The sequence below is a fragment of the Streptomyces sp. NPDC028907 genome, assembly GCF_055564995.1.
On record NZ_JBVHVE010000007.1, the window covers coordinates 286,979 to 302,815 of the forward strand.

Sequence of the window (15,837 nt, forward strand, 5' to 3'; positions counted from 1 at the left end):
TCGTCTGTACGTGATGTCTGTTGCAAACGCGGCGCCTGCGTTCGGCGAGAGGTACGGGTAAGCGGTTTCCCGCGTTCAAAGGGAGCGCGAATTTCCCGCTGCCGTCGGCCGATCGACCCCCTGAATTGACGAATCATGCAGACCTCTGCATACTCATGCAGGTGAATGTGTGGTCAAGCGCACTAGCCTGACGACCGCCTCCCCGTTCACGCCACGGGGAGGCGGTGCCACATCCAGACCCTCCCGAGGAGCGCAGCAAGTGAGCAGCAACAGCGGTGACGTCCGGCTCTGGGGCGGCCGTTTCGCCGACGGCCCCGCCGAGGCCCTGGCCAAGCTGTCCGCATCGGTCCACTTCGACTGGCGGCTGGCCCCGTACGACATCGCCGGTTCGCGTGCCCACGCGCGCGTGCTGCACAAGGCGGGGCTGCTCACGCAGGACGAGCTGACCCGGATGATCGCGGGACTGGACCAGCTCGAAGCGGATGTCGCCGACGGCTCCTTCGTGGGCACCATCGCCGACGAGGACGTCCACACCGCCCTGGAGCGCGGCCTGCTGGAGCGCCTCGGCGCCGACCTCGGCGGCAAGCTGCGCGCCGGCCGGTCCAGGAACGACCAGGTGGCCACCCTTTTCCGGATGTACCTCCGGGACCACGCCCGCGTCATCGGCGGCCTGATCGCCGACCTCCAGGACGCGCTGATCGGCCTCGCGCAGGCCCACTCGGACGTGGCCATGCCCGGCCGCACCCACCTCCAGCACGCCCAGCCGGTGCTCTTCGCCCACCACGTCCTGGCCCACGTCCAGTCCCTGTCCCGGGACGCGGAGCGGCTGCGCCAGTGGGACGAGCGCACGGCCGTCTCGCCGTACGGCTCCGGCGCCCTCGCGGGCAGCAGCCTCGGCCTGGACCCGGAGGCGGTGGCGAAGGACCTCGGCTTCGAGCACGGGTCGGCGGCCAACTCGATCGACGGCACGGCTTCGCGTGACTTCGTCGCCGAATTCGCCTTCATCACCGCGATGATCGGCGTGAACCTCTCCCGGATCGCCGAGGAGATCATCATCTGGAACACGAAGGAGTTCTCCTTCGTGACGCTGCACGACGCGTTCTCCACCGGCTCGTCGATCATGCCGCAGAAGAAGAACCCGGACATCGCGGAGCTCGCGCGCGGCAAGTCCGGCCGCCTGATCGGCAACCTGACGGGCCTCATGGCCACGCTCAAGGCCCTGCCCCTCGCCTACAACCGCGACCTCCAGGAGGACAAGGAGCCGGTCTTCGACTCCTGCGACCAGCTGGAAGTCCTGCTCCCCGCCTTCACCGGCATGATGGCCACCCTCACCGTCAACCGCGAGCGCATGGAGGAACTGGCCCCGGCCGGCTTCTCCCTCGCCACCGACATCGCCGAGTGGCTGGTCAAGCAGGGCGTCCCCTTCCGCGTCGCCCACGAGGTCGCCGGCGAGTGCGTCAAGGTCGCCGAGGCCGAGGGCAAGGAACTGGACGACCTGACGGACGAACAGTTCGCGAAGATCAGCGCCCATCTGACGCCGGAGGTGCGGACGGTGCTGAATGTGCCTGGCGCGCTGGCTTCCAGGAACGGCCGGGGAGGTACGGCTCCGAGCGCGGTCGCCGTCCAACTGGCCGAAGTGAAGGCGGACGTGGCGGCCCAGCACGAGTGGGCGGCGGCCAAAGAGAAGCCGTAAAGGGAGCGTCCCCAGGGGCGCGAAGAACTGCGCGACCAGCCGCGACGCACCCGCACCCGCCAGAACACCGTACGAACCGAGGTCCAAGGCGAAGGTCGTCGCGGGTTACGTTGGTCATGAGCCGTACCGGACCGACCGAACGGAGCCCGCGATGCCCTTCGCCCGACTGGCAACAGCAACCACCCCCACCTGCCACATCGGACTCGGCCTCGCCGCCGTCGGCCGTCCCGGCTATATCAACCTCGGCCGGGACCAGGACCTCGGAGACGACCGCAGCGTCGAGACGCTGCGCACCCGTACCCACGAACTCCTCGACGCCGCCTACGCCCAGGGCGTCCGCTACTTCGACGCCGCCCGCTCCTACGGCCGCTCGGAGGAGTTCCTCGCCGAGTGGCTGAAGGCCCGTCCCGCATTCGACGACATCGTCGTGGGCAGCAAATGGGGCTACACGTACACCGCCGAATGGTCCACCGACGCGGAGAAGCACGAGGTCAAGGACCACAGCCTCCAGACCTATGAGCGTCAGCGCGCCGAGTCCGAGGCCCTGCTCGGCGCCCGCCTCGACCTCTACCAGATCCACTCGGTGACCCCGGACAGCCCCGCCCTCACCGACAAGGAACTCCACGCGAGGCTCGCCGAAGCCGCGGCCGCCGGCCTCACCATCGGCTTCTCCACCAGCGGCCCGGACCAAGCGGCGGCGATCCGCGCCGCCCTCGCCGTGACCGTCGACGGCGAGCCCCTCTTCCGTACCGTCCAGTCGACGTACAACGCCCTGGAGACCTCGGCCGGCCCCGCCCTCGCCGAGGCCCACGACGCCGGGCTCACCGTGATCGTCAAGGAGGGCATGGCCAACGGGCGGCTCGCGGACCCGTACGCGCCGGACGCGCTGAAAGCCGTGGCCGAGGAGACGGAACTCGGCTGCGACGCCGTAGCCCTGGCGCTGATCCTCCGCCAGGCCTGGGCCGGGGTGGTCCTCTCCGGCGCGGCGACGACCGTCCAGCTCGCGTCCAACCTGCACGCGGCCGTCGTGGATCTCGACGAGAAGCAGCTGGAGCGGTTGGCCGGACTGGTGGAGGAGCCGGGCCCCTACTGGGAGCGGCGCGGGCAGCTGCCCTGGCGCTGATGTAGACCCCGCTGATCGACAGGCCATGAGTCACGCATGCCCATCGTGAGACATCAACGTCTCACATGGGCTATTCTTGTCTCATGGCCGTTGATCGTGACCACGTACTGCGCACCGCCGCAGCCCTGCTGACCCGCAAATCCACCGCGACCATGGACGAGGTCGCCAAGGCGGCCGGGATCAGCCGGGCCACGCTGCACCGGCACTTCGCCGGGCGTGACGCGCTGGTGCGGGCGCTGGAGTCGCTCGGTATCGCGGAGTGCGAGGCCGCGCTGGACGCGGCCCGCCTGGACGAGGGCACGGCGCGTGACGCCGTGCACCGGCTGGTCCGCGAGATCGAGCCCGCCGCCGCACTGCTCGCGTTCCTCTACACGGAGAACCAACTCTTCGAGGGGGAGGAGCAGAACGCGGGCTGGGCGCGTATCGACGACCGGGTCGCCGCACTGTTCCGGCGCGGCCAGCAGAGCGGCGAGTTCCGCATCGACCTGAGCCCGGTCTGGCTCACCGAGGCGCTCTACGGCCTGCTCGGCTCAGGAGCCTGGGCCGTCGCCGAGGGCCGGGTCGCCCGCAACGACTTCACCCACATGATCGTCGAGCTGCTGCTCGGCGGCGCACTACGGAGAGAGGCATCATGACCAGCACCGTGCAGGCGGCGACCACGACCGAGGCGGTGACCAAGCGCCCGGGCCGCTGGCTCGCGCTGTCCGTCCTCGTGCTCGCCGTGCTGCTGGTGGCCGTCGACGCGACCGTCCTCGGTCTCGCGACCCCCTATATCAGCGAGGACCTGAAGCCCTCCGGCACCCAGCTCCTCTGGATCGGCGACGTCTACTCCTTCGTGATCGCCGGTCTGCTCGTCTCGATGGGCAGCCTCGGCGACCGCATAGGCCGCAAGCGGATCCTGCTCGTCGGTGCCACGGCGTTCGGTGCGATATCCGTCCTCAACGCCTATGCGACGACCCCGGAGCTGATGATCGTCGCCCGGGCGCTGCTCGGTGTCGCGGGCGCGACCCTGATGCCGGCGACCCTCGCCCTGATCCGCAACCTCTTCCACGACCCGCGCGAACGCAGCCTCGCCATCGGCATCTGGGGCGCGACCGCCTCCGCCGGTACCGCCGTCGGCCCGATCGCCGGTGGCTTCCTGCTGGAACACTTCTGGTGGGGCTCGGTCTTCCTGATCAATTTGCCCGTGATGGTCGTCCTCGTCCTCGTCGGCGTCAAGCTGCTGCCCGAGTCACGCAACCCGAGCCCCGGCCCCTGGGACATGACCAGCGTCGCCCTCTCCCTCATCGGCATGATCGGTGTCGTGTACGCCGTCAAGGAAGCGGCCGCACACGGCTTCACCTGGACCACGCTCGCCGCGGGCCTGGCCGGCGCGGCCGCGCTCTACGCCTTCGTACGCCGCCAGCTCACGCTGCCGTCCCCGCTGCTGGACATGCGGCTCTTCCGGCACCGTGGCTTCAGCGGCGCGGTGCTGGCCGACCTGCTGACCATCCTCGGCCTGTCCGGCCTTGTCTTCTTCCTCTCCCAGTTCCTGCAACTCGTGCAGGGCAGGGGCCCGTTGGAGGCGGGCCTGGCCGAACTGCCCGCCGCGATCGGCGCGGTCGTGGCCGGCCTCGTCGCCGGCCGCGTGGCTCGCCGCTACTCGGTACGCGCCGTCGTCTCCGGCGGCCTCGCGGCGATCGGCCTCGCGCTGGCCGCGCTCACGGTCGTCGACCGCACGACGGGCTACCCCCTGCTGGGCGCCTCCCTCCTGGTGGTCGGCGTCGGCGCCGGCTTCTCCTTCACGGTCACGTCCGACGTGATCCTCTCCTCCGTTCCGAAGGAACAGGCGGGCACGGCGTCGGCGGTGTCGGAGACGGCGTACGAGCTGGGCGCGGCCCTGGGAATCGCCGTGCTGGGTTCGATCGTGACGGGTGTCTACCGGGACTTCACCGCCCCGGCGGGCACTCCGGCCGAGGCCCACGAATCACTGGGCGGCGCGGTGGAGGCGGCGGCGGGGATGCCGGCGCAGACGTCCGCGGCGATGCTGGAGGCGGCCCGCAGTTCCTTCGTGGACGGGCTGGCGATCGCGGCAGGCGCAGGCGCGGCGGTCCTGCTGGCGGCGGCGGTGGCAGCGTGGTTCCTCCTGCGCGGCCAACGGCTGGACAACGCCGCCTAGGTACGCCGACCCCGGAAAACGCCCCTTCGGGGCGCTGTTCCAGGGGCGCGCGGAACTGCGCGACCAGCCCCAGTGCACCGGCACCGGAACGCGATCCGGCGTTCCGACGAGTCCGGTGGCCTGGTTCATGCTGCGGATCCAGCGGTCGGACAGCTGGCTTCAGGGGCGCGGGGATCTGCGCGACCGGCCCCAGTGCACCGGTACCGGAATGTGATCCGGCGTTCCGACGAGTCCGGTGGCCTGGTTCATGCTGCGGATCCAGCGGTCGGACAGCTGGCTTCAGGGGCGCGGGGAACTGCGCGACCAGCCACAGCGCGCCGGTACCGGAAAGTGACCCCGCACCCCCACGAACCCCCCGGCCCAACCAGCGGAGCTACGCCGCTGCCTTGGCCTTCGTGGCGTACATGTCCACGTACTCCTGCCCCGACAGCCGCATGACCTCCGCCATCACCGAGTCGGTCACGGCCCGCAGGACATAACGGTCGCGGTCCATCCCCTCGTACCGCGAGAACTCCATCGCCTCACCGAACCGCACCGTCACCTTGCTCGGGCGGGGCATCCCCGCCCCACCCGGCTGGATCTTGTCGGTGCCGATCATGGCGAACGGGACGACCGGCGCGCCGGTCATCAGCGTCAGCCGCGCGATGCCGGTGCGCCCCCGGTAGAGCCGCCCGTCGGGGGACCGGGTGCCCTCGGGGTAGATACCGAAGACCCGGCCCTCATCCAGGATGCGGCGGCCGGTCATCAGCGCCGCGACACCGCCCTTGCCGCCGTCCCGGTCGACAGGGATCATGCCCACGCCGGTGAAGAACCAGGCCATCAGACGGCCCTTGAGGCCCTTGCCGGTGACGTACTCGTCCTTGCCGATGAAGAAGACCTGACGGTCGCAGACCAGCGGAAGGATCATCGAGTCGATGAAGGTGAGGTGATTGCCGGCCAGGATGACCGGACCGTCGCCCGGGATGTGCTCCGCGCCCTCCACCTGTGGGCGGAACATCAGGCGCATGATCGGTCCGAGCACTGCCTTGATGAGCGCGAAGCGGGACAACGGGCCCTCCGGTGTCAAGGGATTCGGTATGAGTCTGTGCAGGTGAGGACGATACTCGCGGTTCCCGGGGTCCCGCACATCGGGTGGGCCGACTTCACCGAGGCCTTACGCACTGTTGACACAGGTTTACCTGCGGTGACGCGGCGTGGACGGGCGGTAACGCGCCCGACACGATGTGACGGACATCGCCCCGAGGGCCTAGCGGACGACTTCCCCGCGCTCCGGGACCCATTCCGACGGAACGTCACCTCACCTTCCCCGTACGACATTCAGCGTCACCCGCGAGTTCCGCCGGAGGTCTCCCATCCGTCACGCACGCGCACCTACGATCGGCGCGCACTGAATGAGCGGACGGTCAGGGAGGGCCCACATGGGAACCCAGGAGAACGAGCAGGCGGGAATCACCGGACGGCGGATGCTTCTCGGCGCGGCCGTGCTCGGCGCGGGCGGAGCGGTCCTCGGGCTCTCCGGCACGGCGAGGGCGGCGGAGACCCGGCACGGAGGCGGTGGCGGCGGTCTGAAGAGCCTGCCCAAGCCGACGATCATCGGCCACCGCGGCGCCAGCGGCTACCGGCCCGAGCACACCCTCGGCTCCTACCAGCTGGCCCTCGACCTGGGCGCCGACATCGTCGAGGCGGGCGACCTGGTGCCCACCAAGGACGGCCACCTGGTCTGCCGCCACGAGCCGGAGATCGGCGGCACGACCGATGTCGCGGACCATCCCGAGTTCGCCGACCGGAAGAAGACGAAGTCCCTCGACGGTGTCTCCACCACCGGCTGGTTCACCGAGGACTTCACGCTCGCCGAGCTGAAGACCCTGTGCGCCACCGAGCGCATCCCGGCCAACCGCCCGCACAACACCCTCTACGACGGCCGCTGGGAGATCCCCACCTTCGAAGAGGTGCTGCGCTGGCAGGACGAGCAGACCCGTAAGCGCGGCAAGCGGGTCTGGATCTACCCCGAGCTCAAGCACCCCACCTACTTCCGCAAGCAGGGCCTGGCCCTGGAGGAGCGGGTCGCCAAGGTGCTGCACAAGCACGGCAAGGACCGGCGCAACTCCCCGGTCATCCTCCAGTCCTTCGAACCGACGAGCATCCAGCGCCTGAACAAGCTCGTCGACAACCCGCTCGTGGTCCTGCTCTCCGGCGCGACCTCCCGCCCCTGGGACTTCGTCGAGACGGGCGACCCGCGCACGGTCGCCGACCTGATCAAGCCGGCCGGCCTCAGGGAGATCGCCTCCTACGCCCAGGGCATCGGCCCCACCCTGGACCTGGTCATCCCGAAGGACGCGAACGGCAACCTCACCACGCCCACCACGCTGGTCGGCGACGCGCACAAGGTCGGCCTGATCCTGCACCCCTACACGATGCGCAACGAGAACCCCTTCCTCCCCACGAACTTCCGCAAGGGCACCGACGCGGACGCCTACGGCGACGTCTTCGGCGCCTACCGGACGTACTTCGCGACGGGCATCGACGGTGTCTTCACCGACAATCCCGACACCGGCCTGCTGGCCCGCGAGGACTTCGTCAACAGCTGAGCGCCACGCCCCGGTTGGGGTGACGGACGGCCGCCGGGGCAACCCCCTGCCCGGGCGGCCGCGTCGTGCCGCATATGACGCACGACCTGGTTGCCGCCCTGCGCCCCCTGCTCCTCGCGGAGGCCTCCGCCGAGGCCCACGCCTGCGGAACCGAGCCGGCCGACCTGGAACAAGCGGTCTGGCTCCGCCTCCTGGAACGCCTCGACAGCGACGGCCCGCCCCCGGACCCGCCGGGCTGGCTGCGCCGGGCCGTCCGCTCCGAGGCTCGCCGAAGCCGCCGTACGACACGACGCGAACGGCCGTACGAGCACGACCCCGCCGCCGACACCGACCGGCACGATCCAGAACACCTCGCCCTCATGGCCGCCCGTCGCCGCGCCCTGCGGGAGGCGGTCCGCCGGCTCCCCGGCCGCTGCCCCCGGCTCGTCGAGGCCCTCCTCTCCCCGCGCGACCCGACATACCGGGAAATCGCGGGGGAGTTGGGTATCTCACAGGGAAGTCTCGGCCCGGAACGTTCCAGATGCCTGGGATGTCTGCGCCGATTGCTCACGCCGGAGGTTGCGGCCCGCGAAGCGCGGGGATAGGAGTGGGGGACGACAGGCGATCAGGTGAGCGGGAGGCGTGCGCACATGGGCATGAGCGTGACCATCTCTGCGGCGACCGAGCAGGACGCGGAGCAGATCTTCAGGTTGCAGTACCTGTGCTTCCAGAGCGAAGCGGCGCTGTACGGCAACTACCGCATCGACCCGCTCGTCCAAACCCTGGACTCGGTCCGGGCCGAGGTCGCCGGGGACTGTGTCTTCGTGGCGCGGCTCGGCGAGGAGGTCGTCGGCTCGGTCCGCGGCAGTGTCACCGAGGACGGCTCGGCCGCCATCGGCAAGCTCTGCGTCCACCCGCGCCTCCAGGGCCACGGCATCGGCGCGAGGCTGCTGCGCGCGGCGGAAGCGGCCCTGACCGAACAGCGCGGCGCCAAGAGGTTCCGCCTGGAGACCGGCCACCGCAGCGAGGGCAACCTCCGCCTCTACCGCAAGGTGGGCTACGAGGCGGTCGGCACGTCGAAGGGCCCGGACGGCGTCCCGATGGTCGTCCTGGAGAAACTGGCGGGGACGTACGCAAAGACGGCGTGACGTCGACGCCCCTTCAAGGGGCGGGGGCGTCGACGGGATCGGGACCGCCTGACAACCTCAGGCGGTGTCCCCGCGCGGCGCCCGCTTCCGCAGCCAGTACAGCGCGGACAGCGGCAAGAGCACCGGAATGAACACGTACCCCATCCCGAAGTCGGACCACACAGTCGCATCGGGGAACGCCGACGGCTCGACCAGCGTCCACGTCCCGACCGTCAGCACACCCAGCAACTCGGCGACGCAGCACACCGACGCGGCCTTACGGGCCGTCTCCCCGCCCCGCACCAGCGAGTACGTGATGAACCCGTACACGAGCCCCGCCACCGCCGACAACGAATAGGCCAGCGGCGCCCGGTCGAACTCCGTCGCGATCTGGTACGCCGACCGCGACACGGCCCCGACGACCATCACGCCGTACAGCCACACGAGCAGCATCCCGGGCCCGCTGATCAGCCGCGTCGGCCTGTCCCCGGTCACGGCCACCTCAGCCTCCCCAGATGTCATAGAGCCGCACCTCGAGCACGGCCAGCACCACACCGCCGGCGGCGACCGTCACCGAACCCCACTTGGACCGCTCGGCCAGCGACATGAAGCCCGCGGCCGGAACGCAGGCGAACGACCCCAGCAGATACGCCACGAAGATCGTCGTGCCCTGCTCCGGCTTCTCGCCCCGCGCCAGCAGCACGATCCCGACCACCAGCTGCACCAGGGCCAGTACCGTCACCACGGCCATCCCGATGAAGTGCCAGTCCTTCGTCGGCTGGTCACGGTAGGCCGCCCAGCCGCACCAGGCGGCGAGCAACAGCGCGGCGACCCCGGTCACCAGCGTCAGGGCATCAAACATGCGGCGAGCCTATTACGGCCCAAAAGACCTGATGCGGCCGACCCCGGCGGTCAGGCGGGCGGCTCGTCGGCGACGAGCCCGGCGTTCACGCACCGCTGCCACAACCTGTGCTGCCACTCGTCGGCCTCGGGTGCGGGCCGCACAGTGAGAACGGGGTTCGGCCCCGTCTCGATCAGGTGCAGCAGCGTCCAGGCCACGCCGTAGCAGTCGTCGGGCCCGAAGCAGTCGGCCAGTGCGCGGGCCTCGTCGCCCGTCACCGGTTCCGTGATCGCCTCCAGCTGCGCCACCCGCAGGTCGATCTCGTCTTCCTCGGCGTCCTCGTCGGGCAGCGGTCCGGCGGTCAGAAAGGCCTGCACCTCTGGTCTCATGCCGGTCATGATCGACGCCGGAGGGCGGGTCCGGCAATCCGCGGCGGACCCGTAGGGTCTAGACCATGACGATCCGCGCACGCGCCCTCCTGTTCGACAACGACGGCACCCTTGTCTCCTCCCTCGACTCCGTGGACCGCTGCTGGGCACGCTGGGCCGAGGAGTACGGCATCACGGAGGAGTTCGGCAGGGTCGAGCTGCACGGACGTCCGGCCGTCGAGATAGTCGCCGAACTGCTGCCGGCCGACGTCGTGCCAGAGGCTCTCGCCCGGATCGAGACGCTGGAGGTCGAGGACGTACCGAACGACGGCGTGCACCTGCTGCCCGGCACCAAGGCCTTCCTGGACTCACTGCCTGCCGACCGCTGGGCCGTCGTCACCTCCGCCACCCGGCGACTCGCCGAGGCCCGCCTCGACGCCGTCGGCATCCTGCCCAAGACACTGATCGCCGCCGACGACATCACGCGCGGCAAGCCCGACCCCGAGCCCTACCTCCTCGCCGCCCGGCAGCTCGGCGTCGACCCGGCGCACTGCGTGGTCTTCGAGGACGCCCCCGCCGGTCTCCAGGCGGGTCGCGCCGCCGGGATGACCACCGTGGCATTCACCACAACCCACCAGGCCCATGAGCTCGACGCCGACCTGGTGGTGCGGGACCTGTCGGCCCTGTCCGCCCTGGTCACCGACGACGGGGTCGATATCTCCGTACGCGGCTGAGAGCTGTCCGCCGCTGTCCGGTATGTGGACAGCGGCGGTCGGTAAGGACCGTAGGTCTGGTTTACTGATCGCATGACCACGACGAGCTGCCGCATCCTTGCGACCGAGGCGACCCTGACGCCCGGTGCTCGTTGTATGTGTCGAATGTGCGCCTTCTAGAGGGCCCCCGCACCACCGCTGAGCCTCGCGCCCCGAAGCGAGAGCCCGCTCAAGTCCGCCCGTACGCCCCGCGTAGGTGACTGAGCCGCGCCCCGCGCACACGATTCTCCTCTCCGGTTCCACCGCGCCCCGGAGAACCGTGCTGCGTCCTGGCTGCCTCCGACCATGAATGCCCCGTGCCCGGCGCCCACGACGTGCCGTGCACTCGACAGTGACGGAAACCCCAGTGATCACCACCACGGGCCTGACCAAGGTCTACCGCTCACGCGGCCGTGAGGTCACCGCCCTCGACGGCGTCGATCTCCACGTCCGCGAAGGCGAGGTCTACGGCGTCATCGGCCAGTCCGGCGCCGGCAAGTCCTCCCTCATCCGCTGCATCAACCTGCTGGAGCGCCCCACCGCAGGCACGGTGACCGTCGCCGGACAGGACCTCACCGCCCTCGCCGGACGAGGACCCCGGGCCGGCCGGGAACTCCGGCAGGCGCGCAGCCGTATCGGCATGGTCTTCCAGCACTTCAACCTGCTGTCCTCCCGGACCGTCCAGGACAACGTCGAGCTCCCGCTGGAGATCCTCGGCAAGTCCGGCAAGGAGCGGTCCCGCAAGGCACTCGAACTGCTCGACCTCGTCGGCCTCGCCGACAAGGCCAAGGCCTACCCCGCCCAGCTCTCCGGCGGCCAGAAGCAGCGCGTCGGCATCGCCCGCGCCCTGGCCGGCGACCCCAAGGTGCTGCTCTCCGACGAGGCGACCAGCGCCCTCGACCCGGAGACCACCCGCTCCATCCTCCAGCTGCTGCGCGACCTGAACCGGCAGCTGGGCCTGACCGTCCTGCTCATCACCCACGAGATGGACGTCGTGAAGTCGATCTGCGACTCCGCCGCGCTCATGGAGAACGGCCGCGTCGTCGAGTCCGGCACGGTCAGCGAACTCCTCGCGACCCCCGGCTCCGAACTGGCCTCCGCGCTCTTCCCGGTCGGCGGCGAGGCATCCGCCGACGACCGCACCGTCGTCGACGTCACCTTCCAGGGCGAGGCGGCCACCCAGCCGGTCATCTCCCAGCTCTCGCGCACCTACAACATCGACATCTCGATCCTCGGCGCCGCCATCGACACCGTCGGCGGCCTCCAGGTCGGCCGGATGCGCATCGAACTGCCCGGCCGCTACGAGGACAACGTCGTGCCGATCGGCTTCCTGCGCGAACAGGGCCTGCAGATCGACGTCCTGGGCCAGGAGCCCGTTCTGCTGAAGGAAGGTGTCCAGCTGTGACCTGGTCCGAGATGCAGCCCCTGCTGGAGCAGGCGTGTTGGGACACCCTCTACATGGTCGGCTGGTCCACCCTCATCGCCGTCGTCGGCGGCCTCCCGCTCGGCATCCTCCTGGTCCTCACCGACCGGGGCGGCCTGCTCCAGAACGTCCTCGCGAACAAGGTCATCGGGCAGATCGTGAACGTCGCCCGGTCGATGCCGTTCATCATCCTGATGGTCGCGCTGATGACCTTCACGCGCTGGGTCACCGGCACGACCATCGGCCGCGAGGCCGCGATCGTGCCGCTGGCGATCGGCGCGATCCCGTTCTTCGCGCGCCTCGTCGAGACGGCTGTCCGCGAAGTGGACGGCGGGCTCGTCGAGGCCGTGCAGTCGATGGGCGGCAACACCTGGACCGTCGTCCGCAAGGTCCTCGTGCCCGAGTCCCTGCCGTCCCTCATCGCCAGCACCACGACCACGATCGTCGCCCTCATCGGCTACTCCGCCATGGCCGGCACGGTCGGCGCGGGTGGCCTCGGCGACATCGCCATCCGCTACGGCTACCAGCGCTTCGAGACCGAGCTGATGTGGCTGACCGTCGCGATCCTCGCCGTAGTGATCTCCCTGATCCAGTTCGCCGGCGACTACGCGGCCCGCTCCCTGCACCGCCGGGGCGGCCACTCGGGCCCCGGGCCGAAGCTACGGCTGCTGAAGGCGTCCACAGCGACGACCAAGACCGTCTAGGTCCGGCTCCCCCAGATCTCCCCGTAACACCACCACGGGGTCGCACCACCATAAGGAAAGGCACTTTTCGTGCGTAACACCGCCAAGTTCACCACTGCCGTCCTCGCCGCCGGAGCCCTCACCCTCGGACTCACCGCCTGCGGCTCGGACAAGGACTCCGCCTCCGACGCGAGCGCCCCGCTGAAGGTCGCCGCCACGCCCACCCCGCAGGGTGAGATCCTCACGTACATCAAGGACAACCTCGCGAAGAAGGCCGGCCTCGAACTCGAGGTCAAGGAGTTCACCGACTACGTGACGCCGAACACGGCCGTCCAGCAGGGTGAGGTCGACGCCAACTACTTCCAGCACCAGCCGTACCTGGACGACTTCAACAAGAAGAACGGCACCGACATCGTCGCCGTGCCGAACGCCACGGTGCACCTGGAGCCGCTCGGCGTGTACTCCCAGGGCGTCAAGAAGCTGACGGACCTGAAGAAGGGCGCCACCGTCGCCCTGCCGAACGACACCACCAACGAGGCCCGCGCGCTGAAGCTGCTCGAGGCCAACGGCGTGATCAAGCTCAAGGCGGGCGTCGGCTACGAGGCGACCCCGAAGGACATCGCCTCCAACCCGAGGAACCTGAACTTCAAGGAGCTTGAGGCCGCCCAGCTGCCGCGCTCCCTCGGCGACGTCGACGCTGCCGTCATCAACGGCAACTACGCCCTGGAGGCCGACCTCAGCCCGGCGAAGGACGCCCTCGCCGCCGAGTCGCCCAAGGACAACCCGTACGGCAACTTCCTCGCCGTGAAGAAGGGCAACGAGGACGACCCGCGTGTGAAGAAGCTCGCGAAGCTGCTCACCTCGCCCGAGGTGAAGAAGTTCATCGAGGACAAGTACGAGGGCGCCGTCGTCGCGGCGTTCTGAGCGACCGGCCGCCATCTGACGGTGCGTTTACCGCGTATCGCCACGCACGGGGTCCACACCTTCACTTGGTGTGGACCCCGTGGTGCATCTCAGTGCTTTCATGCTGCATGCTGGGCAGTTCAGCAGGCCCTGAAGGTTTCCGAAGGTTACGGAGCGGCGCATGACTAGCACCTTCCCCAACATCTCCATCAGCACGGAGCGGTTGGTGCTGCGGCCCCTCGACGAGGACGACGTGCCCGCGCTGGCCGAGATGATGAACGACGAGCAGGTCGGCGCCTGGACCGCCGTCCCCCAGCCCTACACCGAGGACCGGGCCCGCACCTGGATCACCGAGTACGCGCCCGGCGAGCGGCAGTCCGGTCGCGGAATCGACCTCGCCGTCACCGAGTTCCTCACCCAGCGACTGGTCGGCATCGTCCAGCTCGCCAGGACCAACTGGCATGTGCGGTCCACCGAGATGTCGTACATCATCGCCCCCTGGGCGCGCGGCGAGGGCTACGCCTCCGAGGCGGCGCTCGCCACCGCCCAGTGGCTCCTCGGCGACCAGAAGTTCGAACGCATCGAATTGCGCACCGCCGCCGACAACACCGCCTCCCAGCAGGTCGCCCAGAAGATCGGCTGTATCAGCGAGGGCGTGCTGCGCAACGCCTGCATAGCGCGGGTGCGGGCCGAGGACGGTACCTGGACCGACGTACGCACCGACTACATCGTGTGGAGCCTCCTCCCGGAGGACCTCGACGGCGCCGGGGAGCAACTGGCCGACACCGGCGGCTTCACCTCGTTCGGCGAGTGGAACTGACGGGAATCGAACCCCCGGCCACCGGCGGCGCCGACCCGCCGAACAGGTACTCTCACGGAGCCCGGCCCCTCGGGCTGACCCACGACGACCTGCGCGAACCAGGAGACTGACGACGATGGCCGACCGCGTCACGGTGATCGGCTGGGACGGCTCACCGCTGACCGCCGCGGCCCGCTCCGCTCTCGGCGCCGCCACGCTGGTGGCCGGTGCCGCCCACCACCTGGCGCTCCCCGAGGTGCCGCCCACCGCCGAGCGCATCCGCCTCGGCAGCGTCGCCCTCGCCGCCCGCCGGATCGCCGGCCACCGCGGCACCGCCGTGGTCCTCGCCGACGGCGACCCCGGCTTCTTCGGAGTCGTACGCACCCTGCGCGCACCCGAGTTCGGCCTGGAGGTCGAGGTCGTCCCCGCCGTCTCCTCCGTGGCCGCCGCGTTCGCACGCGCCGGCATGCCCTGGGACGACGCACAGGTGGTCGTCGCACACCGTCGCACCCTGCGACGCGCGGTGAATGTGTGCCGGGCCCACACGAAAGTCGCGGTCCTCACCTCACCGGGCGCAGGACCCGCCGAACTCGGTCTGCTCCTGGAAGGCGTCCACCGCACCTTCGTCATCTGCGAGGCCCTGGGCAGCGACCGCGAGCAGGTCACCGTCGTCACCTCGGACAAGGCCGCCGACCACACCTGGCGCGATCCGAACGTCGTCATCGTCATCGGCGGCACGGCCGCCGCACGCGACTCCGGCGACTGGATCGCCGGACGCGACCCGGCCGCCGGTCCCCGCGGCTGGACCCAGCCGGCCGAGTCCTACGGCGGTCTCATGGGCGAAGGCGAGCTGGAACCGCTCCGTGCCGCCCAACTCACCCGGCTGGGTCCGCGCGTCGGCGACCTCGTATGGGACATCGGCTGCGGCAGCGGTGCCTTCTCCGTCGAGGCCGCCCGGGCCGGCGCCGCCGTCATCGCCGTCGACCGCGACCCGCAGGCCTGCACCCGCACCGAGGCCAACGCGCGCGCCTTCGGGGTCCAGCTGCAGATCGTCCACGGCGCCGCCCCGCACGCTCTGGAGAACCTCCCCGAACCGGACGTCGTACGCATCGGCGGCGGGGGAGCGGCGGTCGTCTCCGCCGTCGTCGACCGACGTCCGCTGCGCATCGTCACACATGCCGCGACCCGCGACGCCGCCGAGATCGTCGGACGCGACCTCACCGCACGCGGCTACGACGTCGAGTGCGCCCTCCTGCAGTCCGTCGAACTCGACACGCGGGCCTGGACGGAGCGCGAACGCAGTGTCGCGTTCCTGCTCAGCGGGGTGCTGCCCGACCGCACGGCGTGACCGTGAACCCGTCCCCGTGATCCTGTTGTCGTACCGCGCGCGGTAGGCTGGC

17 protein-coding genes are annotated in these 15,837 nt (G+C 70.2%); 13 read left to right on the forward strand and 4 right to left on the reverse strand.

What is annotated here, in order from left to right; genetic code table 11:
• Positions 1-259 precede the first annotated feature (259 nt).
• From argH to ACZ4UU_RS23435, 4 genes are all read left to right on the forward strand, one after another.
• On the forward strand, positions 260-1,693 hold the full coding sequence (argH, locus tag ACZ4UU_RS23420; RefSeq protein ID WP_471905328.1) for an argininosuccinate lyase: 1,434 nt from the start codon (positions 260-262) through the stop codon (positions 1,691-1,693).
• Positions 1,694-1,844: 151 nt separating this feature from the next.
• Positions 1,845-2,816: an aldo/keto reductase gene (locus ACZ4UU_RS23425; RefSeq protein ID WP_471905329.1), complete on the forward strand. Its 972-nt coding sequence runs from the start codon at positions 1,845-1,847 to the stop codon at positions 2,814-2,816.
• An 83-nt stretch (positions 2,817-2,899) separates the two neighbouring features.
• Positions 2,900-3,451, forward strand: coding sequence for a TetR/AcrR family transcriptional regulator (locus tag ACZ4UU_RS23430; protein ID WP_471905330.1), 552 nt, complete (start codon positions 2,900-2,902; stop codon positions 3,449-3,451).
• The gene (locus tag ACZ4UU_RS23435; protein ID WP_471905331.1) at positions 3,448-4,974 is read left to right on the forward strand and encodes an MFS transporter; all 1,527 of its coding nucleotides are present in this window, start codon (positions 3,448-3,450) and stop codon (positions 4,972-4,974) included. Before ACZ4UU_RS23430 ends, ACZ4UU_RS23435 begins: the two co-directional genes overlap by 4 nt.
• Before the next feature lie 373 nt (positions 4,975-5,347).
• Here ACZ4UU_RS23435 and ACZ4UU_RS23440 read toward each other — a convergent pair whose 3' ends face one another.
• Positions 5,348-6,022, reverse strand: a complete 675-nt coding sequence (locus ACZ4UU_RS23440) for a lysophospholipid acyltransferase family protein (protein ID WP_471905332.1) — start codon at positions 6,020-6,022, stop codon at positions 5,348-5,350.
• Positions 6,023-6,392: 370 nt separating this feature from the next.
• On the opposite strand from ACZ4UU_RS23440, the gene ACZ4UU_RS23445 reads away from it, so the two are divergent.
• The 3 genes from ACZ4UU_RS23445 (at position 6,393) to ACZ4UU_RS23455 (ending at position 8,689) form a co-directional block, all read left to right on the forward strand.
• Positions 6,393-7,562 carry a glycerophosphodiester phosphodiesterase gene (locus tag ACZ4UU_RS23445; protein ID WP_471905333.1) on the forward strand — a complete coding sequence of 390 codons (1,170 nt, stop codon included), beginning with the start codon at positions 6,393-6,395 and terminating at the stop codon, positions 7,560-7,562.
• Positions 7,563-7,636: 74 nt separating this feature from the next.
• Entirely contained in the window at positions 7,637-8,146 is a 510-nt protein-coding gene (locus ACZ4UU_RS23450; protein ID WP_471905334.1) for a sigma-70 family RNA polymerase sigma factor, read from the forward strand.
• 45 nt (positions 8,147-8,191) lie between these two features.
• Positions 8,192-8,689 carry a GNAT family N-acetyltransferase gene (locus ACZ4UU_RS23455; RefSeq protein WP_471905335.1) on the forward strand — a complete coding sequence of 166 codons (498 nt, stop codon included), beginning with the start codon at positions 8,192-8,194 and terminating at the stop codon, positions 8,687-8,689.
• 57 nt (positions 8,690-8,746) lie between these two features.
• On the opposite strand, the gene ACZ4UU_RS23460 is transcribed toward ACZ4UU_RS23455, so the two are convergent.
• From ACZ4UU_RS23460 to ACZ4UU_RS23470, 3 genes are read right to left on the reverse strand one after another with little or no spacing between them, the layout of a single operon-like run.
• Positions 8,747-9,190 carry a hypothetical protein gene (locus ACZ4UU_RS23460; RefSeq protein ID WP_471905336.1) on the reverse strand — a complete coding sequence of 148 codons (444 nt, stop codon included), beginning with the start codon at positions 9,188-9,190 and terminating at the stop codon, positions 8,747-8,749.
• Complete coding sequence (locus ACZ4UU_RS23465) at positions 9,171-9,530, reverse strand: hypothetical protein (RefSeq protein ID WP_048581135.1); 360 nt, start codon at positions 9,528-9,530, stop codon at positions 9,171-9,173. The genes ACZ4UU_RS23460 and ACZ4UU_RS23465 overlap by 20 nt, the downstream gene beginning before the upstream one ends.
• Before the next feature lie 50 nt (positions 9,531-9,580).
• Positions 9,581-9,898 carry a hypothetical protein gene (locus ACZ4UU_RS23470; RefSeq protein WP_471905337.1) on the reverse strand — a complete coding sequence of 106 codons (318 nt, stop codon included), beginning with the start codon at positions 9,896-9,898 and terminating at the stop codon, positions 9,581-9,583.
• A 65-nt stretch (positions 9,899-9,963) separates the two neighbouring features.
• On the opposite strand from ACZ4UU_RS23470, the gene ACZ4UU_RS23475 reads away from it, so the two are divergent.
• The 6 genes from ACZ4UU_RS23475 (at position 9,964) to cbiE (ending at position 15,785) form a co-directional block, all read left to right on the forward strand.
• Complete coding sequence (locus tag ACZ4UU_RS23475; protein WP_471905338.1) at positions 9,964-10,611, forward strand: HAD family hydrolase; 648 nt, start codon at positions 9,964-9,966, stop codon at positions 10,609-10,611.
• Between the two features lie 385 nt (positions 10,612-10,996).
• Positions 10,997-12,034: a methionine ABC transporter ATP-binding protein gene (locus ACZ4UU_RS23480; RefSeq protein ID WP_471905339.1), complete on the forward strand. Its 1,038-nt coding sequence runs from the start codon at positions 10,997-10,999 to the stop codon at positions 12,032-12,034.
• Complete coding sequence (locus ACZ4UU_RS23485; RefSeq protein WP_471905340.1) at positions 12,031-12,756, forward strand: methionine ABC transporter permease; 726 nt, start codon at positions 12,031-12,033, stop codon at positions 12,754-12,756. The genes ACZ4UU_RS23480 and ACZ4UU_RS23485 overlap by 4 nt, the downstream gene beginning before the upstream one ends.
• Positions 12,757-12,825: 69 nt before the next feature.
• Entirely contained in the window at positions 12,826-13,659 is an 834-nt protein-coding gene (locus ACZ4UU_RS23490) for a MetQ/NlpA family ABC transporter substrate-binding protein (protein ID WP_471905341.1), read from the forward strand.
• Between the two features lie 160 nt (positions 13,660-13,819).
• Positions 13,820-14,458, forward strand: coding sequence for a GNAT family N-acetyltransferase (locus ACZ4UU_RS23495; protein ID WP_471905342.1), 639 nt, complete (start codon positions 13,820-13,822; stop codon positions 14,456-14,458).
• 115 nt (positions 14,459-14,573) lie between these two features.
• Positions 14,574-15,785: a precorrin-6y C5,15-methyltransferase (decarboxylating) subunit CbiE gene (cbiE, locus tag ACZ4UU_RS23500; protein WP_471905343.1), complete on the forward strand. Its 1,212-nt coding sequence runs from the start codon at positions 14,574-14,576 to the stop codon at positions 15,783-15,785.
• Positions 15,786-15,837: the final 52 nt, after the last annotated feature.